At 62.0% G+C, this 22,626-nt stretch carries 22 protein-coding genes; 20 read left to right on the top strand and 2 right to left on the bottom strand.

The window, feature by feature from the left end; genetic code table 11:
- Nucleotides 1–10 precede the first annotated feature (10 nt).
- From E8Q41_RS03885 to E8Q41_RS03790, 20 genes are all read left to right on the top strand, one after another.
- Entirely contained in the window at nucleotides 11–904 is an 894-nt protein-coding gene (locus tag E8Q41_RS03885; RefSeq protein WP_137154202.1) for a sugar ABC transporter permease, read from the top strand.
- Nucleotides 904–1,782, top strand: coding sequence for a carbohydrate ABC transporter permease (locus E8Q41_RS03880; protein ID WP_137154201.1), 879 nt, complete (start codon nucleotides 904–906; stop codon nucleotides 1,780–1,782). Before E8Q41_RS03885 ends, E8Q41_RS03880 begins: the two co-directional genes overlap by 1 nt.
- Nucleotides 1,783–1,786: 4 nt before the next feature.
- Complete coding sequence (locus tag E8Q41_RS03875; RefSeq protein ID WP_137154200.1) at nucleotides 1,787–2,899, top strand: ABC transporter ATP-binding protein; 1,113 nt, start codon at nucleotides 1,787–1,789, stop codon at nucleotides 2,897–2,899.
- Nucleotides 2,896–4,395: a GMC family oxidoreductase gene (locus E8Q41_RS03870; protein WP_137154199.1), complete on the top strand. Its 1,500-nt coding sequence runs from the start codon at nucleotides 2,896–2,898 to the stop codon at nucleotides 4,393–4,395. The genes E8Q41_RS03875 and E8Q41_RS03870 overlap by 4 nt, the downstream gene beginning before the upstream one ends.
- Nucleotides 4,392–5,150 carry a 3-ketoacyl-ACP reductase gene (locus E8Q41_RS03865; RefSeq protein ID WP_137154198.1) on the top strand — a complete coding sequence of 253 codons (759 nt, stop codon included), beginning with the start codon at nucleotides 4,392–4,394 and terminating at the stop codon, nucleotides 5,148–5,150. The genes E8Q41_RS03870 and E8Q41_RS03865 overlap by 4 nt, the downstream gene beginning before the upstream one ends.
- 9 nt (nucleotides 5,151–5,159) lie before the next feature.
- Complete coding sequence (locus tag E8Q41_RS03860; RefSeq protein ID WP_137154197.1) at nucleotides 5,160–6,752, top strand: GMC family oxidoreductase N-terminal domain-containing protein; 1,593 nt, start codon at nucleotides 5,160–5,162, stop codon at nucleotides 6,750–6,752.
- A complete protein-coding gene (locus E8Q41_RS03855) occupies nucleotides 6,749–7,078 on the top strand; it encodes a Dabb family protein (RefSeq protein WP_137154196.1) in 330 nt (109 codons plus the stop codon). Before E8Q41_RS03860 ends, E8Q41_RS03855 begins: the two co-directional genes overlap by 4 nt.
- On the top strand, nucleotides 7,075–8,238 hold the full coding sequence (locus tag E8Q41_RS03850) for a dihydrodipicolinate synthase family protein (protein ID WP_137154195.1): 1,164 nt from the start codon (nucleotides 7,075–7,077) through the stop codon (nucleotides 8,236–8,238). Before E8Q41_RS03855 ends, E8Q41_RS03850 begins: the two co-directional genes overlap by 4 nt.
- 5 nt (nucleotides 8,239–8,243) lie before the next feature.
- Nucleotides 8,244–9,260, top strand: coding sequence for a LacI family DNA-binding transcriptional regulator (locus tag E8Q41_RS03845; protein ID WP_137154194.1), 1,017 nt, complete (start codon nucleotides 8,244–8,246; stop codon nucleotides 9,258–9,260).
- Nucleotides 9,257–10,528: a glycerate kinase gene (locus E8Q41_RS03840; protein WP_137154193.1), complete on the top strand. Its 1,272-nt coding sequence runs from the start codon at nucleotides 9,257–9,259 to the stop codon at nucleotides 10,526–10,528. The genes E8Q41_RS03845 and E8Q41_RS03840 overlap by 4 nt, the downstream gene beginning before the upstream one ends.
- Nucleotides 10,529–10,971: 443 nt before the next feature.
- Nucleotides 10,972–12,462 carry an extracellular solute-binding protein gene (locus E8Q41_RS03835; RefSeq protein ID WP_137154192.1) on the top strand — a complete coding sequence of 497 codons (1,491 nt, stop codon included), beginning with the start codon at nucleotides 10,972–10,974 and terminating at the stop codon, nucleotides 12,460–12,462.
- A gap of 182 nt (nucleotides 12,463–12,644) precedes the next feature.
- Entirely contained in the window at nucleotides 12,645–13,559 is a 915-nt protein-coding gene (locus tag E8Q41_RS03830; protein ID WP_137154191.1) for a sugar ABC transporter permease, read from the top strand.
- A 1-nt stretch (nucleotide 13,560) separates the two neighbouring features.
- Nucleotides 13,561–14,394, top strand: a complete 834-nt coding sequence (locus tag E8Q41_RS03825) for a carbohydrate ABC transporter permease (protein WP_137154190.1) — start codon at nucleotides 13,561–13,563, stop codon at nucleotides 14,392–14,394.
- 1 nt (nucleotide 14,395) lies between these two features.
- Complete coding sequence (locus E8Q41_RS03820; protein ID WP_137154189.1) at nucleotides 14,396–14,695, top strand: hypothetical protein; 300 nt, start codon at nucleotides 14,396–14,398, stop codon at nucleotides 14,693–14,695.
- A gap of 1 nt (nucleotide 14,696) precedes the next feature.
- On the top strand, nucleotides 14,697–15,767 hold the full coding sequence (locus E8Q41_RS03815) for an ABC transporter ATP-binding protein (protein WP_137154188.1): 1,071 nt from the start codon (nucleotides 14,697–14,699) through the stop codon (nucleotides 15,765–15,767).
- Between the two features lie 10 nt (nucleotides 15,768–15,777).
- Entirely contained in the window at nucleotides 15,778–16,863 is a 1,086-nt protein-coding gene (locus E8Q41_RS03810; protein ID WP_137154187.1) for an ABC transporter ATP-binding protein, read from the top strand.
- A 53-nt stretch (nucleotides 16,864–16,916) separates the two neighbouring features.
- Entirely contained in the window at nucleotides 16,917–17,870 is a 954-nt protein-coding gene (locus E8Q41_RS03805) for a sugar kinase (protein WP_137154392.1), read from the top strand.
- Nucleotides 17,871–17,888: 18 nt separating this feature from the next.
- Nucleotides 17,889–18,896 carry a dihydroxyacetone kinase subunit DhaK gene (locus tag E8Q41_RS03800; protein ID WP_137154186.1) on the top strand — a complete coding sequence of 336 codons (1,008 nt, stop codon included), beginning with the start codon at nucleotides 17,889–17,891 and terminating at the stop codon, nucleotides 18,894–18,896.
- A gap of 10 nt (nucleotides 18,897–18,906) precedes the next feature.
- Nucleotides 18,907–19,545, top strand: a complete 639-nt coding sequence (gene dhaL, locus E8Q41_RS03795) for a dihydroxyacetone kinase subunit DhaL (RefSeq protein ID WP_137154185.1) — start codon at nucleotides 18,907–18,909, stop codon at nucleotides 19,543–19,545.
- A gap of 163 nt (nucleotides 19,546–19,708) precedes the next feature.
- Nucleotides 19,709–21,775: a bifunctional sugar-binding transcriptional regulator/dihydroxyacetone kinase subunit DhaK gene (locus E8Q41_RS03790; RefSeq protein ID WP_137154184.1), complete on the top strand. Its 2,067-nt coding sequence runs from the start codon at nucleotides 19,709–19,711 to the stop codon at nucleotides 21,773–21,775.
- A 115-nt stretch (nucleotides 21,776–21,890) separates the two neighbouring features.
- Here the strand turns inward: E8Q41_RS03790 and E8Q41_RS03785 are convergent, their stop codons facing one another.
- Nucleotides 21,891–22,310, bottom strand: a complete 420-nt coding sequence (locus E8Q41_RS03785; protein ID WP_137154183.1) for a type II toxin-antitoxin system VapC family toxin — start codon at nucleotides 22,308–22,310, stop codon at nucleotides 21,891–21,893.
- Nucleotides 22,310–22,549, bottom strand: a complete 240-nt coding sequence (locus tag E8Q41_RS03780; protein ID WP_137154182.1) for a type II toxin-antitoxin system prevent-host-death family antitoxin — start codon at nucleotides 22,547–22,549, stop codon at nucleotides 22,310–22,312. Before E8Q41_RS03780 ends, E8Q41_RS03785 begins: the two co-directional genes overlap by 1 nt.
- Nucleotides 22,550–22,626 lie beyond the last annotated feature (77 nt).

The following is a 22,626-nucleotide window of genomic DNA, read 5'->3' as shown; positions in this document are numbered from 1 at the left end:
GAGAACCCTCATGACAAGCTCGACCCGGGCCGACTTGCGCACGCGCATCCAGGACTTGCTGCCGAAACTGGTTCTGGCGCCATCCTTCGCCGTCATTCTGCTGTTCGTCTACGGGTTCATCCTGTTCACCATCGTGCTGTCCTTCACCGGCTCGAAGATGCTGCCCATCTACAACTTCGTCGGCTTCACCAATTACAGCCGGCTCTGGGCCCAGGAAAACTGGCATATCGCCATCGGCAATATCGCGATCTTTGCAAGCCTCTATATCGTCGTCTGCACGGCGATCGGCCTGATGCTGGCGATTTTCCTCGACCAGAAGATCCGCGGCGAAGGGCTGCTGCGTCCGATCTATCTCTATCCGATGGCGCTGTCCTTCATCGTCACCGGAACCGCCTGGAAGTGGTTTCTCGACCCCGGGATCGGGCTGGAACGGATCATGCGCCTGTGGGGATGGGAGAGCTTCTCCTTCACCTGGATCAAGGACAACGACATGGCGATCTACACCATCGTCATCGCGGCGGTGTGGCAGACCAGCGGCTTCGTCATGGCCATGTTCCTGGCGGGCCTGCGCGGCATCGACAACGAAATCCTCAAGGCCGCCCAGATCGACGGCGCATCGAGCCTCCAACTCTATCGCCGGATCGTCATCCCGATGTTGCGCCCGGCCTTCCTGTCGGCCTTCGTGATCCTCAGTCATCTCGCGATCAAGTCCTATGACCTCGTCATCGCGCTGACCGGCGGGGGGCCGGGACGCGCGACCGAAATGCCCGCGACCTTCATGTATTCCTACACCTTCACCCGCAATCAGATGGGCGTCGGCTCCGCCTCCGCCGTGATCATGCTCATGACCATCGCCGCCATTATGGTCCCCTATCTCTATGCCGAACTGAAGGAGAAGAACTGATGTCCGCCGTTAGCCAGGACACCGCCGTCAGGACAGGTCGAGTCACCCGCGTCTTCATCTATCTCGTGCTTCTCCTCTTTGCGCTCTTCTATCTTCTGCCGCTCTATGTGATGGGCATCAACTCGCTGAAGCCGCTCTCCGAAATCACTGGAGGCAATATGATGGCGCTGCCGGAAATCTGGACGCTCGACGCCTGGCGCTCGGCCTGGTCGACGGCCCAGATCGGCGTGTCGCCGACGGGACTGAAGCCCTATTTTCTGAACTCAATCCTGATGGTCGTTCCGGCCGTCGCCATCTCGACCATCGTCGGCGCACTCAACGGTTATGTCCTGACCAAATGGCGCTTCCGCGGCGACACCATCGTCTTCGGACTGATGCTGTTCTCCTGCTTCATCCCGTTCCAGATCGTGCTCATCCCCATGGCGCTGGTGCTCGGCAAGCTCGGGCTCGCAGGTTCCGTTCCAGGCCTCGTGCTGGTGCATGTGGTCTACGGCATCGGCTTCACCACGCTCTACTACCGAAATTACTATGCGACCTTCCCCACCGAACTGGTCAAGGCGGCGCAGATCGACGGCGCGGGTTTCTTCCGGATCTTCTGGCGCATCCTGCTGCCGGTTTCCGGTCCGATCACCGTCGTCTCCGTCATCTGGCAGTTCACCAATATCTGGAACGACTTCCTGTTCGGCGTTTCCTTCGGCGGCGCGAGCCAGCCTATGACGGCGGCGCTCAACAATCTGGTGCAGTCGTCCACCGGCGTGAAGGAATACAATGTCCACTTCGCAGGCGCGATCATCGCCGCCCTTCCCACCCTTCTCGTTTATGTCGTCGCCGGGCGCTATTTCGTGCGCGGACTGATGGCCGGTTCAGTCAAAGGATAAGATCATGGGCTTTCTCGACATCAAACACGTCACCAAGTCCTACGGACAGCTGGAAGTCCTGCATCGCGTCGACATCTCGGTGGAGGAGGGGGAGTTCCTCGTGCTCGTCGGTCCATCAGGTTGCGGCAAGTCGACCCTTTTGGGGATGATCGCGGGCCTCGAGGGCATTTCTTCCGGAGAGATCGCGATCAAGAACCGGGTCATCAACGGAGTGCACCCGTCCAAGCGCAACATCGCGATGGTCTTCCAGTCCTATGCGCTCTATCCGAACATGACCGTCGGCCAGAATATAACCTTCGGTCTCGAGATGCATGGCGTGCCGAAGGCGGACCGTGACAGGGCCCTCGCCGAAGTCGCCAAGCTGCTGCAGATCGATCACCTCACCGATCGCAAGCCCGGCCAGCTTTCCGGCGGCCAGCGGCAGCGCGTCGCCATGGGCAGGGCGCTTGTGCGCGATCCCGACGTCTTTCTTTTCGACGAGCCGCTCTCTAACCTCGACGCCAAGTTGCGCGTCGACATGCGCACCGAAATCAAAAAGCTGCACGCCAAGCTCAAGCGCACGATCGTCTATGTCACGCACGACCAGATCGAGGCCATGACGCTGTCGACGCGGATCGCGGTCATGAACAAGGGCTATATCCAGCAACTCGGCACGCCGAAGGAAATCTATGACACGCCCTCCAACGTCTTCGTCGCGACTTTCATGGGAAGCCCGGCGATGAATGTCGTGCCGGCCAGGATCGTCGTCCGCGATGGCAGGCCGCATGCCGAAGTCATGCTGGGCGACGGTTCGAAGAGCTTGCTCGCCTTCAGTCAGCCGGGGCTCGCCTCGTATGAAGGGCGCGACATCCTGCTCGGCATCCGCCCTGAGGCGATTACCGATCCGGAGGGCGCCGATCGCAAGTCACAGAACATCGTCAGCCTGAAAAACCGGGTGATCGTCACCGAGCCCGCAGGCTCCGACACATTCGTCACCATGGGGCTTGGCGGCAAGGACGTGATCGCCCGCATGCGGGCGGATGTTGACATCGCCGGTGGCGGCGAGTTCGACTTCGCGATCAATATGGAAAAGGCCGTCGCCTTCGATCCCAAGACGGAAGAGCGGATTCGTCCATGACAGATGCCGACGTCATCATCATTGGATCGGGCATGGGTGGCGCGACACTCGCGGCGCAGCTTGCCCCGACCGGGCGAAAGATCCTGATCGTCGAGAAGGGCGAGAGACTGCGCCCTTCTGCGGCGGACCGGGACGCCGAGGCCATCTTCGCCAAGGCGCATTTCAGGCCGAAGGAAGAATGGCTGGATGGCGACGGCCAGCTCTTCAATCCCGGCAACTACTACAATGTCGGCGGAAATTCGAAATTCTATGGCGCAGTTCTGTTGCGTTACCGGCGCGAGGATTTCTCCCCGCTCAGGCACATGGGCGGAACGACGCCGGGTTGGCCGATCGCCTATGAAAACCTGGAGCCCTGGTATCAGCAGGCCGAGCGGTTGTTCGAGGTCCGGGGCGCGCTCGGCGAAGACCCGACGGAACCGGCCCATTCCGGCGCGTACGATCACGGGCCCGTGCCCGACGAGCCTGTCATCGCCGATCTCCGCCGTCGCCTGAGCGCGGTCGGGCTTCATCCGGCGTCCCTGCCGCTCGGAGTCGATATCGACCATTGGCTCAAGCATGGGGCGACGACCTGGGACGCCTATCCGAATACTTGCGGCGGCAAGAAGGATGCGGAGACGGTGAGCCTCGCGCTCGCGCTTCGCCATGCAAACGTGGTGCTTTCGACGGGGAGTGAGGCGACCCGCCTGTTGGCAGGTGAGGGCGGCCGGATCATCGGCGTCGAAATCCTGGACCGCGGCGAACGCAGAGTTCTGAAGGCGCCCATCGTGGTTCTTGCCGCCGGCGCCGTCAGAAGCGCCGCTATCTTGCTGTCATCGGTCGATGAGCGGCATCCCCAGGGTCTGGCGAACCGATCCGATCAGGTCGGTCGCAACTTCATGAACCATAACTGCTCGGCCGTCCTGGCGCTTCATCCGTTTCGGCGCAATCCGTCCGTTTACCAGAAGACCCTGATGGTCAACGACTTCTACCTGACGGGTGGACCCAATGGCGAGCCGCTCGGCAATATCCAGCTGCTCGGCAAGATCACTGGTCCCATCCTCGCCGCAAGTTCGCCATTGCCGCGCCAGATCGCCAACTGGATCGCAGCGCGTTCTATCGATCTCTATGCGATGTCGGAAGATCTGCCCAATCCGGAAAGCCGCGTGCAAGTTCGGAATGGGCGGATCGTGCTCGACTGGAAGCGGTCGAACTGGGAAGGCCATCTGGCCCTCGTCGACAAACTCAAGGGTCTCCTGCGCAAGGCGGGCTATCCGGTCGTGCTTTCCCGCGCTTTCGATCGCCGCACACCATCGCATCAATGCGGGACCGCCCGCATGGGATGTGACCCGATGACGAGCGTCGTCGACAGTTTTGGGCGCAGTCACGATCACCGCAATCTCTTCATCGTCGACGCATCGATCCTGCCGACCTCGGCCGCAGTCAATCCGGCCCTGACGATCGCAGCGCTCGCCTTGCGATCAGGCGGCCATATCATCGAAACGGAGTTCAGCCAGTGAGCAAGGTCGCACTCATCACCGGAGGGCAGCAGGGCATCGGCCTTGGCATCGCCCGCGAACTGGTCGCCGCCGGGTTCGGGGTCGCATTGGCGTCTCGCTCCGAGGAGGATACTCCGCAAGTGGCGGCGGCGCTCAAGGAACTGGGGGATGCGGCGATCTATGTCCGTCACGACCTGCAGGATATCGGCAATGTCGGATCGGTTCTCGACATCGTCGAAACGCGCCTGGGACCTGTCACCACCCTGGTGTCCAACGCCGGCGTGCCGGCGAAGGTGCGGGGCGACATGCTGGCGCTGGCGCCCGACAGCTTCGACTTCGTGCTCGGCGTCAATCTGCGCGGCGCCTTCTTTCTTGCGCAGGCCGTTGCCGCGCGCATGCTGGCGGCTCCATCCGAGACCTACCGTTCGATCATCTTCGTCACATCCGTGAGCGCCGGCATGGCCTCGATCGAGCGGGCGGAATACTGCATCTCCAAGGCCGGCGCCGGCATGATGGCGGAACTCTTCGCGCTTCGGCTCGCGCCGCACGGCATTGGCGTTTTCGAACTTCGGCCCGGCATCATCGAAACCGAAATGACCGCCGGCGTGAAAGACAAATACACGGCGCGGATCGAGGGCGGGCTCGTTCCGGCGCAGCGCTGGGGGCAACCTGCCGATATCGGCAGCGTGGTCGCGCCGCTTGCGGAAGGGCGTTTTGCCTTCGCCAACGGCGCGGTGATCCCCGTCGACGGCGGGCTTTCGCTAGCCCGCCTCTAGGAGAATGTTATGAGAAAAGATATTGATTTCATTATAATCGGTGGCGGTTCGGCGGGATCGGTGCTCGCGGCGCGGCTCTCTGAAAATCCCGATTTCAACGTGCTGCTGCTCGAAGCCGGCGGGCGCGACTGGCATCCCTTCTACCATCTGCCGGCGGGCTTTGCGAAGATGACCAAGGGCATCGGTAGCTGGGGATGGAACACGGTTCCGCAGCGGCACATGAACGACATGGTGATCCGATACACCCAGGCCAAGGTTATCGGCGGCGGCTCCAGCATCAACGCGCAGATCTACACCCGCGGCAATGCGCTCGACTATGACGACTGGCGTCAGATGGGCTGCGAAGGCTGGTCCTACGAGGATGTGCTGCCCTATTTCCGCAAGGCCGAAGACAACGACAGTTTCGACGATCGCTATCATGCCAAGGGCGGTCCGCTCGGGGTCAGCAAACCCGTGGCGCCCCTGCCGATCTGCGAGGCCTATTTCAAGGCGGCGGCAGAGCTCGGCATCCCCTTCAACGGCGACATGACGGGCGAAAAGCAGGATGGCGTCGGATACTATCAGCTGACGCAACGCCATGTTCGCCGTTCATCGGCGTCGATCGCCTATCTCAATCCCGCGCGTCGGCGGCCCAATCTGACCGTCCGCACCAATGCGCAGGTGTTGAAGCTCGTCGTTGAAAGCGGCCGGGCAATCGGCGTCGAGCTCGCAGGCGAGGGCGTGATCAGGGCAGGCCGGGAGGTGCTTCTTTCCTCCGGCGCGATTGGCAGCCCGCGCCTCCTGATGCTGTCGGGGATTGGACCGGCGGATCACCTCGCTTCGTTGGGCCTCCCCGTTGTCTTTGACCAGCCCGGTGTCGGCTCCAATCTGCAAGACCATCTTGATCTCTTCGTGATTGCGGAATGCACCGGACCTCACACTTATGACCGCTTCGCCAAGCCGCATCTCTCCGTGCTGGCCGGTCTCCAATACCTGCTGACGAAGCGCGGTCCGGTCGCCTCGAGCCTGTTCGAGACCGGCGGCTTTTGGTATGCCGATCCGGATGCGCGGTCGCCGGATATCCAGTTCCATCTCGGCCTCGGCTCCGGCATCGAGGCGGGCGTCGCGGCCATGGCGAATGGCGGCGTGACGCTGAATTCCGCCTATCTCAGGCCGCGCTCGAGAGGCACTGTCCGGCTCGCATCGGCCGACCCGCTCTCCGCGCCCCTGATCGATCCCAACTACTGGGCTGATCCGCATGATCGCGATATGTCGATCCGCGGCTTGAAGATGGCCCGGGACATCATGCGTCAGGATGCGTTGAAGCCCTTTGTGAAGGCCGAACGGCTTCCGGGACCCGATGTCCAGAGCGATCAGGACTTTTTCAATTATGCCTGCCGCCATTCGAAGACGGATCATCATCCTGCCGGGACCTGCAGGATGGGGGCGGATCCCGCAGCCGTCGTCGATCCGCGGCTGCGTTTCAATGGCGTCGCAGGCCTTCGCGTCATCGACGCCTCGATCATGCCCACGCTTATCTCCTCCAACACCAATGCGCCGACCATCATGATCGCCGAAAAGGCTGCCGACATGATCAAGGCCGAGCACGGAGCCATGTCATGATCCGCCACATCGTGCTCGTTCGTTTCCAGTCGACGGTGTCCGCTGCCGTCATCGACGACCTCTTCGCGGAACTGCATCGGATCGAAGGCAAGCTGCCCGGTCTCTTGTCGATCACCTCTGGCCGCAGCGAAAGCCCGGAGCGCATCGAACGCGGCTATCTGCACGGTTTTGTCGCCGATTTCGCCGATTGGGCGGCGCTCGAAGCTTATCAGCTACACCCGGATCACAAGCGCTTCGGGGCGCGTCTGGTTGCTCAAGCCGAGGGCGGACTCGACGGCATTCTCGTCTTCGACCTCCCCGTCCAAACTCAAGGATACCCGCAATGATCGCCCTGCCCACTGCCGATTGCCGCATCGAGGACTATCGTCTGACCGGAACGCCTCTGACACTCCGTGCGCCCACCCGTCAGCTGACTCGCACCGCCTTTGCCGCGGCCCATGTCGTCTCTGACCCGCTTCGCGAACGCAATCCCTGGGATGGGCGTCCGGCGGTCGACTGGGACGGCACGCTCGCCTTCCGCACCTCCCTCTGGGATCAGGGCCTGGGGCTTGCAGAGGCGATGGACACCGCTCAACGGGGCATGGGCGTCGACTGGCCGACGGCGCTGGAACTCATCCAACGCACAATGGCGGCGGCCAAGGCGCATCCGATGATGCCGCGCGTCGCCTGCGGGGCGGGCACAGACCACCTGGCTCCTGCTGACCTGACCACCGCCGACAAGATCGCCGCCGCCTATGAGACGCAAGCCGAGGCCATAGAGGCCGCCGGCGGGCAGTTGATTCTGATGGCGTCCCGCGCCTTTCCCGCCATGGGCGCGGGCCCCGAGATCTATCGCGCCGTCTATCGGCGGCTGATTGATGGCGCGCGCGAGCCCGTAATCCTGCATTGGTTGGGCGACATGTTCGATCCCGCGCTCAAGAGCTATTGGGGCAGTGAGAACGTCGCGGAAGCCAGCGATTTTGTTCTCGGCCTCATCCGCGAGAATCCCGGTAAGGTAGACGGCATCAAGATCTCGCTGCTGGACCAGGCGCATGAAGAGGGTTTTCGCGCCCGTCTGCCAGACGGCGTGCGGCTCTACACCGGCGACGACTTCAACTATGCCGACCTGATCGCCGGCGATGGCCAGCATTATTCGCATGCGCTTCTCGGCATCTTTGCCGCAATCGCGCCCGCAGCGTCGCAGGCGCTTGACGCTCTTGCTACCGGCGACCTCGAAACCTATCACCGCCTGCTCGCGCCAACCGTGCCGCTCAGCCGTGAAATCTTCCGCGCGCCAACCCGCTTCTATAAAGCCGGCATCGCTTTTCTCGCCTGGCTGAATGGCCACCAGCGGCATTTCATTATGCCGGCCGGCTTCCAGTCGAGCCGCGACATCCTCCACTATGCCGAGGTTTTCCGGCTGGCGGACCAGGCAAATCTGCTTGCCGATCCGGAGCTTGCCGTGAGAAGGATGCGGGTCTTGCTGGAACTGAACGGGGTATATTGACGGGCATGGAGCGACGGCCGACGATCATCGACGTGGCGCGCGTGGCGGGGATTTCAAAATCCACCGTCAGCCTCGTCTTGCAGAACAGCCCGCTGGTCAAGGAGGAGACGCGCCGCCTCGTACGCGAGGCCATGGACAAGGTTGGTTATGTCTACAACCGGGCCGCCGCCAACCTTCGCTCGTCGAATGTCGGTCTGATCGGCCTCGTCATCAACGATCTCCGCAACCCTTTCTTCACCGAATTCGCCACTTCGCTGCAGATGGCGTTGTCCCAGCGCGGTTACGCGACCGTGGTCGCCAATACCGACGAGGATCCGGCAGTGCAGGCCCAGGTGGTCGGCGCCATGATCGAGCATGGCGTTTCCGCTCTCGTGCTGTCGCCCGCCTATGGCGATGACAGCGGAACATTCGACGCGATCGCCCGCGGCGGCATTCCCACGATGCAAGTGCTTCGCAAGGTGGATCCTCGGGTCGAACAGTTCCCCTTTGCCGCTCCCGATTATCGCCTGGGCAGTCTGCTTGCCGCGCGGCATCTCTTGTCCTTTTCGCCGCGGCGCATCGCCTTTGTCGGCGGACTTGCCGATCGCGCCGTCACGCGCGAACGCATGACAGGCTATTTCGAGGCTCTGGCCGAAGCCGGCATGGAGCCATTCGTTCTTTCGGGCAGGGCAAGCCGCGTTTTTGGCCGCGAGGCCGCAGAGGAACTGACGCGGACGCATCCGGACATCGATGCGGCGATCTGCTTCAACGATCTGGTGGCGCTCGGCATGCTCTCGGGCTTTGCGAAGTTGAACCGCACTGTGGGGCATGATTTCCGCATGGTCGGCTTCGACGATATCGAAGAATGCAGCCAGGTGTTTCCCGCCCTCTCGACGGTGCATTGCGGGGTCGCGGAGTTCGGACGAAGCATAGCCGCCACGATATTGGACTGGCTGGAGGAGGGGAAGCGCCCGCAGCCGGAGACCCTGACGGCCGTGGACCTGGTGATCCGCGATACGAGCGGCATAAGGGACGTTGCATGATCGATCGACCGGATCTCTTTCTTCGAAGCCTGTTCGACCGGGCCGTGGAAGTCGCTGACCCCATGCGGTCGCTCAAGGATTTCCTGCCGGAAAAACCGAAAGGACGTGTCATCGTCGTCGGCGCCGGCAAGGCGAGCGCGCGCATGGCCGAGGCGGTCGAGGCAGCCTGGGGACCCTGCGAAGGCCTCGTCATCACACGCTACGGCTATGGGAGGCCTTGCCGGGGCATCGAGATCGTGGAGGCCGCCCATCCCGTTCCCGATCTGGCCGGGCTCGAGGCGACGGTCCGCATGCTTGCCTTGGTCGAAACCGCCGGCGAGGCCGATTTCGTTCTGGCGTTGATTTCCGGCGGCGCTTCGGCGCTGCTGGTTCAGCCCGTGACGGGCGTCTCCTTGGCCGAGAAACAGGCCGTCAATCAGGCGCTCTTGGCCTCCGGCGCGCCGATCGACCGGATGAACACGGTCCGCAAGCATCTGAGCCGGGTCAAGGGTGGGCAATTGGCGGCTGCCGCCTTTCCGGCGGAACTGCTTGCGCTGATGATTTCGGATGTGCCGGGAGACGATCCGGCTTTCATCGGCTCGGGACCAACCGTCGGCGATCCCTCGACGCCGGAGGATGCCCTCGCGGTCATCGATCGATGGAAGATCAATGTCCCCCCGTCGATCCGCGAGGCGCTTTCCCGCGGCTCCGGCGTGGCGCAGCCCGATGATCCACGCCTGGCGCGCGTTCGCAACGTCATCTATGCCGCGCCACGGCAATCGCTGGAGGCGGCCGCGGCGCTTGCCATGCAAGCCGGTTGCGATGTGCGCCTGCTCGGCGACGCGCTGGAAGGGGAGGCGCGGGTGGTTGCGGAAGCTCAGGCGAGAGAGGCCCTCGCTCTCCAGGCCGGCATGAAGGCAGGGGATGCGCCGATCCTGCTTTTGTCCGGCGGAGAACTCACGGTCACGCGGCGTGGGGATGGTATCGGCGGCCCGAATGCCGAGTTCTGCCTGTCATTGGCCATTGCGCTCCAGGGAGCGGAGGGCATTCATGCTTTGGCTTGCGATACCGATGGCGTGGATGGTGCAGCCGAAGTGGCCGGCGCCGTCTTTGGGCCGGAGCTGCTGAAGACAGCGAAGGAACGCGGCGTCGATCCACGGCATGCGCTTCGGCGCAACGACGCCCATTCCTTTTTCGCGGCCGTCGATGGGCAGGTCGTGACAGGTCCAACCCTGACCAATGTCAATGATTTCCGCGCCATTCTCGTGCTGCCGCCTGCGGTCAGCTGAGATCAGAAAACCATGTTTGTTCAGAGGCGCGCAGGGATCAGCGCGCCAGAAACCTGGCTCTCGGTCTGAATAAGCGGATCTTTAGCGCCATCATTGTCGACGTTGAAGAACAAGTCGAAATCGAGCGTCGAAATGTCCTTCGTCTTTTGGACCGTCCCAGTGAAATCTGACGGAAAACGCGGATGTTGAAATCCGTCGCAAGCTCCTGCGGGTTCGAGGCGGGAATTTTGTGCGCCTGACGCGGGTGAAAACCTAAAAATTTCAAAGAGAGCAGACTGGCGCCTCCAGTCGGCTTCGCCAGATTATTCCAATGCCTCATGATCGTGTATTGACAAAATACGGGACATGATCAACAAATGTCAAAGTGACTGGTTAGGAACCGCTAAAGTCACGCATCGCCGCCGCGGGAGGAGCCGAGGGCGGCATTTCGGGAGGAGATCTCAATGACTGTGGATTCCGGTGACAAGACCGGCGCGCGCTTTGTCGTGCCGAGAAGAACGATACTGAAAGGCGCGGCGGTCGCCGGTCTTTCCGGCGCAATGTCCGCGCCGTTCATCAACCGGCTGATGGCTGCCGAAAGCCATCCGCTGGCAGGCAAGAAGATCGAAATGAACATTCTCGGCATTGCCGGCTGGCTGCCGTCTTCGCTCGGCGTGAAGATGTCGCCGCTGTTTGCCGACTATGTGAAGGAAAGATACGGCTACGACGTCAGCTTCGGCTTTGCCGAGGCGCCGTTCTCGGATCTGTTCCAGAAGGCCGCGACCTCGCTCGCGACCAAGAGCCAGGAATACAACATCATCATTTCCGACAGCCAGTGGCTCGGCGCGCTCGCCAAGCCCGGCTGGATCCTGCAGCTCAACGACATCATCGCCAAGAACAAGAACCTGCAGCTCGACTGGTATTCCGACACTGTCGTCAACACCTATATGAAATATCCCGATGGCAGCGACCAGATCTGGGGCCTGCCGCAGGAAGGCGACACCAAGGCGCTTTACGTCCGCAAGGACCTCGTCGAGGACCCCAAGGAACAGGCCGCCTTCCAGGCCAAATACAATATGAAGCTCCCCTCGACCTTCGAGGAATACGAGAACCTCAACGCCGAAGACTACGAGAAGATCATGGAGTTCTTCACGCGTCCGGATCAGGGTCTCTGGGGCGCCGCATGGCAATACAGCCGCGTCTACGACTTCTGCACCTGCCCGCAGCTCTCGATCATGTGGAGCCGCGGCGGCGACATCTGGGATCCGAACACCGGACAGGTCGAAGGCATTCTCAACACCGACGAAAACGCCAAGGCCATGGAACTCTACAAATCCTGGCTCAAATACATGCCGCCGGGCGCGACCAATTTCGGTATCGCCGAGGAAATCGACGTCTGGACCCAGGGCAAGGTGGCGACCTGCCTGCAATGGGCGGCCGTCGGCCTCGCCATGATCACCCCCGAGAACAAGGACAAGGTGCTCGTCGTGCCGCCGCCGAAATTCGGCAAGGGCGATCAGGCCAAGCGCATCTATTGCATGGGCGGCCAGCCCTGGGTGCTCAACGCCTTCAATGACGACGAGAAGATGCGCGTCGCCATCGACTTCATGAACTGGTGGTATCTGCCGGAAACCACGCTGGAATTCGCCAAGCGCGGCGGCAACCCCACCGACAAGGCGACGCTCTCCAATCCGGATTTCGACAAGATCAATCCGTGGAACCGCGCCTACAAGTTCATGCTGGAAACCGGCCGCTCGCGCGACTTCTGGCACCATCCGCGTTACTCGGAAATGCTCGCTGTCCAGCAGGAGGGTTTCACCTCCTACATGACCGGCTCGACGGCCTCGGCCAAGCAGGCGCTCGACTATATCGCCTGCCAGCAGCAGCAAATCCTCTATGACGATGGTTTCGCCAAGGAAGGTCCCTCCGACGCCTGCTCGGCCGCCAGTCTCTGAGGTTTCGCAACCTCGGGATATCTGCTGGTCGCCGACGAGGCGACCGGCGGACCCGGCCTTTGTTCAAGCGTCCCTCCCGGCGGCGGTCGGTATGACCTCCCGGCCGCCGCCAACCCCGAACAGACGCGCGCGCCCAAGACATTTGCGGATAGGCGGGCGTTGTCTTCAATGGATGGAACATCATGGCGTCAACGAAACCGCCCTCGGCGTTCAAGGACGACAGGCGCGTCATTATCTTTGCGCTCCTGGCTCCGGTGCTCGCTTTCTTCATCGTGTTCAACACGATCCCGACGCTCTGGCTGCTGGGACTTTCCTTTCACAAATTCTCGCTGCTGAACGGCACGCCGCCCGAATTCTTCGGCTTCCGGAATTTCCAGGATATTTTCCGCAACCGGAATGGCATTTGGGGCGATCTCGGCCGAACCTTCCTGTTCGTCGGCGTGGGCGTCGGCATTCAGACCGCGCTTGGCATTCTGCTCGGCTTTCTGTTTTGGGGCTCCAAGGAGATGCCCGGCCGCAAATTGGCGTTGACCTTGCTGTTCACGCCCATGGTGCTGACCCCCGTCGCCACCGGCACCTTCTTCCGCTTCATCTATGACCCGACTTTCGGCGTTCTGAACGCGCTGGTCGGATGGTTGTCGCCAACCGGCACGATCGATTTCCTCGGCAATCCGCAGATCGCCTTCTGGGCGGTGCTCGCGGTCGATTGCTGGATGTGGACGCCGTTCATGACGCTGATGACGCTCGCAGCCCTCGGCTCGGTGCCGAAGGCGGAGCTGGAGGCCGCCGAAATCGATCGCCTTTCCTGGCCGAAGCGCATCTCGCTGGTGATCTGGCATCATGGCAAATTCATCCTGATGCTCGGCATCCTCCTGCGGACCATCGACAGCTTCAAGACGCTCGACCTCGTCATCCCCATGACCAAGGGCGGCCCGGGCCAGACGACGCGTCTGGTGGCGGTGGAGCTCAACAAGCAGTCCTTCGAAAGCTTCAACATGGGCTGGTCGTCCGCCTATTCGGTGCTGCTGCTGCTGATCTCCATCGCGATGACCTCGATGTTCATCTTCATACTCAATCGTCGCCGCAGAGGACGCTGACATGTCGGAAACTCTTCGCGCCCGCCTCTATCACGTCACGCTCTGGCTCGTGTCGCTGCTGTTCTTCTCGCCGGTGGCCTGGATCATCCTGTCGTCGTTCAAGACGCGGGAGGACATTCTGGCGACGCCGCCGAAACTGTTTTTCTCGCCGACCCTTGCCAATTACGCCGATCTCTTCGCCACCAACACATCCTTTCTGCTGCAGCTCGGAAATTCCGTGCTGCTGTCGGCGGCGGCGGTGGTGATCGCGGTCTTCGTGTCTTTTCTCGCCGCCTTCTGCTTCTCGCGCTTCAAGCCGAAGGGCACTGACTTCCTGATGTTCCTGCTTCTGTCCATCCGCATGTTGCCGGGCCCGGCGGTGATCCTGCCCGTGTATCTGATGTATGTGGCCTTCGGCTGGAAGGACAATCATCTGGCGATGATCCTGTTCTACGCCATGTTCTCCATTCCGTTCTCGGTCTGGATCCTCAAAGGGTTTCTCGACGGCGTCTCGACGCGTTTCGACGAAACGGGCCGTGTGAATGGCGGCTCCTGGCCGCATATCATCTTCCGGGTGGTGCTGCCGCAGGTGAAGCCAGGGCTCATTGCGGCCTTCATCTTCAACATGATCTTCGTCTGGAACGAGTTTCTGTTCAATTTCATCATCGGCGGCGTGTCGACGCAGAACATTCCCTATGCGCTCGCGGTCGGCGCCTATTCCGACGGCGGCCTCAACTGGACCTTCATATCCGCGCTGACGTCGATCTACATCCTGCCACCGGTGCTGTTCATCTACTTCTTCCAGAAATATCTGCTGGTCGGCATGACCTTCGGCACCGTGCGCGGGGAGGTGTGAGATGGAGTCTGACGACATCAAGTCCGAGCGCAGCTTCATCGACCGGCTGGAAGCAGTGCTGATGGCGCTCATCCTTCTCGGCATCATTCTGGTGGCGCAGCAGTTTTCGGTCACGGTCTTCCGCATCGGGCTCGGCATTCTCGTCGGCGCGACGCTGTTGCAGATCGCGGTCGGCAATACGCCGCGGGACTTGAGCGTCGGGCGCAGCCTGTTGCGGATCGTGATCCTGCTTGCAGTCGTCGCCCTGATGTTCGGCCTGGGCATTCTGCTCGCCCCTTATTTCGCACAGATTGGACGCTGACATGCATGCAGTGGAGTATCAGTCCGTCAGCAAGGCCTATCGCGGCAAGCGCGCGCTTGATCAGGTGTCGCTGGCGGTCGAAGAAGGCAGCTTCACCGTGGTCTGCGGTCCGCCGAAAGCCGGAAAATCCATCCTCTTTCGACTGCTGGTCGGGCTGGAGCAGGCGGATGAAGGCCGCATCTTCCTCGCCGGGCGCGACATCACCCATGCCCCGCCGTCCGAGCGCAATGTCGGCTATGTGCCGCAGAGTTTTGCGCTCTATCCGCATCTGACTGTTTACGACAACATCGCCTATCCGCTGCATCTTTCGGGCGCGCCGCGCGAGGATATCGCCCGCAAAGTGGATGCGACGGCGGGAATGCTGTCGATCAAGCATCTGATGAAGAAGACGCCTGATCAACTGTCGGGCGGCGAAAAGCAGCGGGTGGCGGTGGCGCGCGGTCTCATGAAAGACGCCAAGGTCTTCGTGCTCGACGATCCCCTTGTCGGCCTCGACTACAAGCTCCGCGAACGGCTGATGGATGAGTTGAAGCAGCTCTGCGAGGAACTGCGGACCACCTTCTTCTACGCCACCTCGGATTCGCTCGAAGCGCTGACGCTTGCCCAATCGCTCGCGGTCCTCGATGCGGGGAGGCTGGTGGAGCATGCGCCGGCCGTCGATCTCTATCTCGAGCCGCAACAGGCGCGCAGCCTGGAGATCGTCGGCTTTCCCCGCGCCAATCTGATCGATTGCGTCGCGCGAGACGGGTGCGCCCAATTCGCCGGCTTTTCCTTCGGCCTGCCCGAAGGCGTCTCGACCAGCGATCTCATTCTGGGGCTGCGGCCCGAGCATGTGCTTGTCGGCGCCCCCGAAGGCCTGGAGGGGAAGGTGACCATCGTCGAACATCTCGGCTCCGAAATCGTGCTCTATGCCGATGTCGGCGGGCTGTCTCTCACGGCGGCTTACCCCGCTTCCGGGCAGCTTGCGCCTCCGATCGACAGTCCCGTCAAGATCGGCATTCGCGCCGAAGACGTGATGATCTTCGACAACAGCTCCGGCCGCTTCCTCGGCCGCTGCCAGCCCCGAGCATGAGGAGAGGGTCATGGCGCGCATCGTCATCCAGAACCTGACCAAGAAATTCGGCGCTTTCACCGCCATCCGCGACATGGACGCCGTCTTCGCCGATGGCCAGGTCACTTGCCTTCTCGGTCCCTCCGGCTGCGGAAAGACGACGCTGATGCGGATGATCGTCGGCCTGGAAAAGCCGACTTCGGGCCGCATCCTGTTCGACGACCGGGACATGGGCTCGCTGCCGCCGCGCAAGCGCAATGTCGGCATGGTCTTTCAATATCCGGTCATGTACCAGACCTTGTCGGTCGAGGAGAACATCTCGCTGCCGCTCGAACAGGACAAGACGCTGTCGAGTTCCGAACGCGCCCGCCGCATCGACGAGGTGCTCGACATTCTTGACATGCGCGACAAGCGCAAGCTGTTCATCGGCGATCTCGACGCCGGCAGCCGGCAGAAGGTCGCCGTGGGTCGGGCTGTCGCGCGGCGCTCCGACATCGTATTGTTCGACGAACCGACCACCAATGTCGAGGTGCACGCCAAGCTGCTGCTGATCCGGGCCTTCAAGCTTGTCACCCAACGCCTGCGGCAGACCATCGTCTATGTCACTCATGACCAGACCGAAGCCATGACGCTCGCCGACCGCGTGGCGCTGATGCGCGACGGCCGGATCATCCAGTATGACGCGCCAGCCGCGCTGTACGACACGCCCGCCACCGAATTCGCCGGCTGGTTTCTCGGCAATCCCGGCATGAACTTTCCGCCGGCGCGGGTGAGGGGAGGGCAGTTGGAGACGCCGTTGTCGGCGCTTCCCTTGGTTGTCACGGATCTGGGCGATGCTGGCGGCGATCTGCGCATCGGCGTCCGGCCCGAGCACGTGACTCTGACGGGCGCTCCGAAAAACGGCAGCGTGCCGGCGGTGATCCGCGACATGAACGTCACGATCGCCGGACGCTTTGTGGTCACGCTCGACGTCGAAGGCGTGACAATCAAGGCGAAGACGGACGGGCGCCCTGCTTTCGGCCGTGGCGCGACCGCCCATCTGCATGTCGATCCCGTTCATATGAGCCTTTATCGTGATGGCGTGAGGATCGGCTCGCTTGCGGGTTATGCTGAATAAGGGATGGGCAGAACGACGCCGGCTTGAAGCGTCGTCGCCCGAAAGGAGGTAGCATTATGCATGACGTCTCGGTCATCGGTCTTTACATTCTGGACATTCTCGGGCGTCCCGTCGACGCCATCCCGCCGGGCGGACAGGTCGATTTCATCGACGAAATCCGCCTGACGGTCGCCGGCACCGCCGGGGGAACCGTCGTGGACATCGCCAAGATGGGCCTGAATTGCCTGGCGGTCGGGGCTGTCGGAGACGATGAAAAAGCCGATTTCATGCTGGCGACCATGCAGAAATTCGGCATCGACATCTCCGGCATGCAGCGGCTGTCCAACGTACCATCCTCGGCGACCATCCTCAATGTCCGCCGCAATGGCGAGAGGCCGGCGCTTCATCAGCGCGGCGCATCCAATCATTTCGACGTGCCCGAAAGCGCATATGACACGGTGCTTGCGCCGCCGATCATTCATCTCGGCGGCACCGGCCTGTTGCGCAAGCTGGACGGGGAGCCCAGTCGCAAGCTGCTCGCCGAAGCCAAGAAGCGGGGCCGTACCACGACGTTCGATCTCATCGCCGCCAATGCCGGAACAATTGCGGTGGTCGAACCGCTTCTGCCCTATATCGACTATTTCATGCCTTCGATCGAAGAAGCCTGCGCCATGTCAGGCCAGAATTCGGTCGAGGACGCCGCGCGCTTCTTCCTCGACAAGGGCGTCAACGCCTGCGTCTTCACCCTTGGCGGCGACGGCGCTTTCTATGCCGATCAGGCCGGCGCGCGGCTGACGCGTCCGGCCTACGCCATCGACGTCGTCGACACCACGGGCTGCGGCGACGCTTTCGACGCCGGCTATGTGGTCGCCTTGCATCACGGCATGGATCTGGAAACGCGGCTGTCCTTCGCCCAGGCTTCGGCGGCGCTGGTCGCAACCGGGCTCGGCTCCGACGCCGGTATCCGGTCTTTCGAACAGGTGATGGAATTCATGAAAACGCAGCCGGTTCGCGGCAGTGTCCGTTAGCACGGAAGGGAGGCTCCCATGCAGACCAAGAAGATCATCAATGATGGCGCCCGCGTCGTTGACGAAATGGTGGACGGCATTCTCGCCGCTCACCCCCATATCCTCACTTATGTCGAGGATAATCCGCGCGCCATCGTTGCCCGCGAGGGACCCCGCAAGGGCAAGGTGGGAATTGTCGTCGGTGGAGGCTCCGGTCACGAGCCGACATTCGTGGGTTTTGTTGGAAAAGGCTTGGCGGACGGCTGCGCGGTAGGCAACGTCTTCGCGTCGCCGCCGCCGGACCCGATCATGTCCTGCACGCGTGCGGTTGATGGCGGCGCGGGGGTTCTCTATCTCTATGGAAACTATGCCGGCGACGTGATGAACTTCGATATGGCCGCCGAGATGATGGCGCTCGATGACATCGAGGTGCGGACGGTGCTGACCACCGACGACATTGCGTCGGCTCCGCGCGATCAACGGGACAAGCGACGAGGCGTTGCGGGCAATTTCTTCGTCTTCAAGCTGACCGGGGCGGCCGCAGACAAGATGATGTCCATCGACGACTGCGAGCGCATCGCCCGAAAGACCAATGATCGGACATTCACCGTCGGGGTTGCTCTGTCCGCCTGTTCGTTGCCGCAAACGCGGAAATGGAATTTCTCCATGGGCGATGATGAAATGGAAGTCGGCATGGGCATCCATGGCGAGCCGGGCGTCGCCCGCGAAAAGCTCGCCAGCGCTGACGCCATTGTCGATGATATCATGAACCGTATTTTCGCGGAAATGTCCGCAAAAAGCGGAGAAAAGGTCGCCGTGCTTGTCAACTCGCTCGGCTCGACGCCGCTGATGGAGCTTTACATCGTCAACCGGCGGGTCAACCAGCGTCTCGCGGAAGCGGGCCTTGATGTCTACAAGACCTGGGTCGGTCCCTATTGCACGTCACTGGAAATGGCCGGCGTTTCCGTCACCGTGCTGCATCTTGATGCGGAACTGACCGAAATGCTGGATCATCCCTGTGACTGTGCGATGTTTCAGGTGAAGTGAGGGAGAGGTTATGCAACTGGACGCCGCAGATTTCAAAGCCATGTTTCGAAAGATCTCAAGCCGGATCGAGGGCGAGCGTAACCATCTCTGCGAACTCGACGGTCACATCGGAGACGCCGACCACGGTATCGCAATGGAGCAGGGCTTCGGCGCGATCGTGAAGGCGCTGGATACGCTCGCGACGGATGCGGCCACGCCGACCGATGTGTTCAACACCGCTGCGAAATCCTTCCTCAATGCCGTCGGAGCCTCATCGGGACCGCTTTATGCGACGGCTTTCCTTCGCGCCGGCGCGACCTTCAAAGGAAAGGAGACTGTGACGCTCGATGAAGCGTTGTCCGTTATCGAAGCCATGGCGCGGGGTATTGAGGACCGCGGCAAGGCGGAACTCGGCGACAAGACCATGATTGACGCATGGAAACCGGCTGCGATCGCCGTCGCGCAGGCGCGTGAAGCCGGCAAGCCGGCAGCCGAGGCGCTGGCCGCCGCCCGCAAGGCGGCCGAAGATGGCGCGGAAGCGACAAAGGCGATGGTCGCGAGCAAGGGACGGTCGTCTCGTCTCGGTGAACGGTCGCTCGGTCATATCGATCCCGGAGCCGCCTCTGCGGCGATCATCGTGGCGGAAATTTGCGAGTTTTTCGACCGTTAGCGCTAGGCTTATGGTCGGAGGGACTTCCGCCGGGCAGCGTTTCAACGCATAGGCTTGCCGCATGTTGGTGCAGGGAGAACGGCTTTTGGCGAACCTATAAAAGGATCGCCTTGCCTTCTTCTTGCGCGGGACAATGGCAAGTCAACCATAGACGGACGACAACATGGCAAGGGAAAAGCCGATCGAGAGTGGCGCAGCCGCTGCAATGGACATCCCGCTCCGGTTTGGAGCCGATCCCTATATCTGGGCATGCTGGCTCTACTACGAAGAAGGCCTGACCCAGAGCGATATCGCCGTCACGATGGGCATCTCACGCGCCACGGTGAACGCCTATCTCGCTGACGCCAGGGAGCGCGGGATCATTCAGATCAGTCTGGATCCGGCGCGGCTGGCGTCCTTGTATCTCGCCCAGGAACTCAAGCGACATTTTGGTCTGCATGATTGCATCGTCGCGCCCACCCGTGACGACGGCGATGCTCTAATCGACCGGCTCGGCGCTGTCGGCGCGCAGGCCCTCGAGAAAATCGTCCGATCCGGCGACCGCCTTGCCGTAGTCTGGGGCCGGACGGTTCTTGCCGTCGGAGAGAGGTTAAAGCTCAACGGCCTTCAGGACGTGACGGTGTTTCAGGCGACCGGCGGCACCGCTTCGACCCTGAGCTCCACCCCGCAGCAATGCGCCTGGACCTTCGCCGCCGCGGTCGGCGGCCGCTGCGAAAATATCCTCGCGCCCATTCTGGTTTCCTCGTCGGAGGTCAGGCGGCTGCTGGAAGACGAGACGTTGCTCAGTCAACAACTTGCCCGACTGTCTTCTGTCAACAAGACGATCTTCTCGATCGCTTCGCTTCGGCCGAATTCCACCGTCCATCAGAGCGGGCTTCTCGATGCGCCCGGCGCGCTACAACATTATCTCGGCAACAAGGCGATCGGTGTCGTGGCGGGACATTTCATCGATGAGCGCGGCCGTCGCGTGGCTGGGCCCCTCGACAACCGAGTAATCGGCATTTCGTTCGATCAACTCAGGGCGGTTCCCACCCGCATCGGTGTGGCCGGCGGAGCGGACAAGGTGCCCGCGATCCTCGGCGCGCTGCGTGGCCAGCTTGTCACCGTGCTCATCACCGATGCCGTCACCGCGCGGGGAATCCTGCGCGCCGATGGTGTTTCCGACATCGACGCCAAGCTTGCGCCGCGCCAGCGGACCGAACCCGCTTCGGGCTTCAACACGCGGGACAAGGTGAAGAAATTCATCAACGATCCCCAGGATGTGATCGACGAGATGGTGGCCGGCGCTGCCGCTGCCTATGGCAGGCATCTCTATGTCCTGCAGAACTATCCGCGAGCGCTAATCGCCCGCGACGGGCCGCGACCGGGAAAGGTGGGGATCGTAATCGGCGGCGGATCGGGTCATGAGCCTTGCTTTTTCGGGTATGTCGGCAAGGGGCTCGCCGATGCGGTGGCTGTCGGCAACGTATTTTCCTCGCCGCCGCCCGATCCGATCTTCGAATGCGTCAAGGCTGTCGATGGCGGGGCAGGGGTCTTGTTCGTTTATGGCAATTATCACGGCGACGTCATGAATTTTGATATGGCCGCCGAAATGGCGGCCGAACATGGCGTTCCCGTACGAACCGTCATCACCACCGATGACATCGCCTCCGCCAATATTGAGGACCGCGAGGGCCGGCGCGGCGTTGCCGGAAATCTATTCGCCTTCAAGATCGCCGGCGCCGCTGCCGATCGCGGCCTGGATCTCGACGCTTGCGCGGCGATTACGCGCCGCTCGAATGAGCGCACCTTTACATTGGGGGTTGCCCTGGAACCCTGTTCGCTGCCGCAAACCCGACGCTACAATTTCGAAATCGGCGCGGACGAAATGGAAATCGGCATGGGAATCCATGGCGAGCCAGGCGTCATACGTGAAAAGCTGAAGACGGCGGATGACATCGTCGACATGGTGATGGACAAGATTTTCGCGGAAATGAAGCCCGTCCCGGGCGATCGCGTCGCTGTGCTGGTGAATTCTTTCGGCGCGACGCCGATGATGGAGCTCTACATTCTCTATCGCCGCATCGAGGAGCGGCTGTCCGCCAAGCAAGTGACGATCGCGGTCAACTGGATCGGCCATTACTGCACGTCGATCGATATGGTCGGCGCTTCGATCTCCGTGCTGCTTCTTGATCCTGAGCTGGAGGAATTGCTGGCGCATCCTTGCGATGGCGCGGCGCTGCGGGTTTGAACGGAATTCGCTTCACTATCGCGCCGAGATCTTTTCGGCGCGGACGCCGGGGCCAAGCAGCCGATATAGACGTCATCCTATGGAGTTCGCTCGTAGAGCGAATGGAGAGACGCGATCAATGCTCTCCCTGTTTCGGCTCCAAAACGACAACGCCCTCGGCGCGTGCGGCGTCCGCCAATCGGCGGTCGAGCGTGGCGAGCGGCAACTGTTCGAGGACGGCGAGAGCCAGATAGGCGGCGTCATAGGCGCTCAGGCGGTGTTTGCGCGACAGCCGCACCACCTCCGTGTCGTCCGAAGGACCCGCGAATTGAAGCGGCAGTCCGCGAAAGCGGCTCAGCGCGGCATGGACAAAATCGTCGGAGATTCTGCCGCGCCGTTCCGCGCTTAGGAGGATGCTCCGGATTTCGTGGCGCAAAAGATCCGGCGCTGCGACGTCTTCATCGATCATTCGCGCCATCGCCTGCTCGGCGAGCGCATTTTCCTCATCGGGCAAAAGCCAGGCGCCGGCTATCGAGGCGTCAACCACAAACGCCATCAGCGGCGGCCTTCCTGCTTCCACGCCTGGATTTCTTCGGCAGTCACCGGCTTGGACTGGGCGCGCAAAGCCCGGACGGCCTCGATTGCCGCCAAGCGCTGGCGGCGTTCGTCGATCGCCACCAATTTGGCGATGGGATCATTGCCGCGGGCAATGATGAAATCCTCACCGGCCTCAACCCTTGCCAACAGGTCTGACAGATGGGTTTTCGCCTCGGCGACCTTTACGGTGACAGTCATCGCTATTCTCCGATTTTCTGGAGTTTCAACACCAGGATAGGAGGAGGTCCGAGGTTGGTCAAGTGGTAGACCAACCT

The sequence above is a fragment of the Rhizobium sp. FKL33 genome (assembly GCF_005222915.1).
Taxonomy (GTDB): Bacteria; Pseudomonadota; Alphaproteobacteria; order Rhizobiales; family Rhizobiaceae; genus Rhizobium_E.
The sequence above is the reverse complement of the archived record's forward strand: the minus strand, read 5'-3'. Positions and strand labels throughout refer to the sequence as shown.

What these genes read in the sequence shown, in the direction of transcription:
- E8Q41_RS03885 (WP_137154202.1), top strand. Translation starts at nt 11, where the DNA reads ATGACAAGCTCGACCCGGGCCGACTTGCGCACGCGCATCCAGGACTTG.
- E8Q41_RS03880 (WP_137154201.1), top strand. Translation starts at nt 904, where the DNA reads ATGTCCGCCGTTAGCCAGGACACCGCCGTCAGGACAGGTCGAGTCACC.
- E8Q41_RS03875 (WP_137154200.1), top strand. Translation starts at nt 1,787, where the DNA reads ATGGGCTTTCTCGACATCAAACACGTCACCAAGTCCTACGGACAGCTG.
- E8Q41_RS03870 (WP_137154199.1), top strand. Translation starts at nt 2,896, where the DNA reads ATGACAGATGCCGACGTCATCATCATTGGATCGGGCATGGGTGGCGCG.
- E8Q41_RS03860 (WP_137154197.1), top strand. Translation starts at nt 5,160, where the DNA reads ATGAGAAAAGATATTGATTTCATTATAATCGGTGGCGGTTCGGCGGGA.
- E8Q41_RS03855 (WP_137154196.1), top strand. Translation starts at nt 6,749, where the DNA reads ATGATCCGCCACATCGTGCTCGTTCGTTTCCAGTCGACGGTGTCCGCT.
- E8Q41_RS03850 (WP_137154195.1), top strand. Translation starts at nt 7,075, where the DNA reads ATGATCGCCCTGCCCACTGCCGATTGCCGCATCGAGGACTATCGTCTG.
- E8Q41_RS03845 (WP_137154194.1), top strand. Translation starts at nt 8,244, where the DNA reads ATGGAGCGACGGCCGACGATCATCGACGTGGCGCGCGTGGCGGGGATT.
- E8Q41_RS03840 (WP_137154193.1), top strand. Translation starts at nt 9,257, where the DNA reads ATGATCGATCGACCGGATCTCTTTCTTCGAAGCCTGTTCGACCGGGCC.
- E8Q41_RS03835 (WP_137154192.1), top strand. Translation starts at nt 10,972, where the DNA reads ATGACTGTGGATTCCGGTGACAAGACCGGCGCGCGCTTTGTCGTGCCG.
- E8Q41_RS03830 (WP_137154191.1), top strand. Translation starts at nt 12,645, where the DNA reads ATGGCGTCAACGAAACCGCCCTCGGCGTTCAAGGACGACAGGCGCGTC.
- E8Q41_RS03825 (WP_137154190.1), top strand. Translation starts at nt 13,561, where the DNA reads ATGTCGGAAACTCTTCGCGCCCGCCTCTATCACGTCACGCTCTGGCTC.
- E8Q41_RS03820 (WP_137154189.1), top strand. Translation starts at nt 14,396, where the DNA reads ATGGAGTCTGACGACATCAAGTCCGAGCGCAGCTTCATCGACCGGCTG.
- E8Q41_RS03815 (WP_137154188.1), top strand. Translation starts at nt 14,697, where the DNA reads ATGCATGCAGTGGAGTATCAGTCCGTCAGCAAGGCCTATCGCGGCAAG.
- E8Q41_RS03810 (WP_137154187.1), top strand. Translation starts at nt 15,778, where the DNA reads ATGGCGCGCATCGTCATCCAGAACCTGACCAAGAAATTCGGCGCTTTC.
- E8Q41_RS03800 (WP_137154186.1), top strand. Translation starts at nt 17,889, where the DNA reads ATGCAGACCAAGAAGATCATCAATGATGGCGCCCGCGTCGTTGACGAA.
- dhaL (WP_137154185.1), top strand. Translation starts at nt 18,907, where the DNA reads ATGCAACTGGACGCCGCAGATTTCAAAGCCATGTTTCGAAAGATCTCA.
- E8Q41_RS03790 (WP_137154184.1), top strand. Translation starts at nt 19,709, where the DNA reads ATGGCAAGGGAAAAGCCGATCGAGAGTGGCGCAGCCGCTGCAATGGAC.
- E8Q41_RS03785 (WP_137154183.1), bottom strand. Translation starts at nt 22,310, where the DNA reads ATGGCGTTTGTGGTTGACGCCTCGATAGCCGGCGCCTGGCTTTTGCCC.
- E8Q41_RS03780 (WP_137154182.1), bottom strand. Translation starts at nt 22,549, where the DNA reads ATGACTGTCACCGTAAAGGTCGCCGAGGCGAAAACCCATCTGTCAGAC.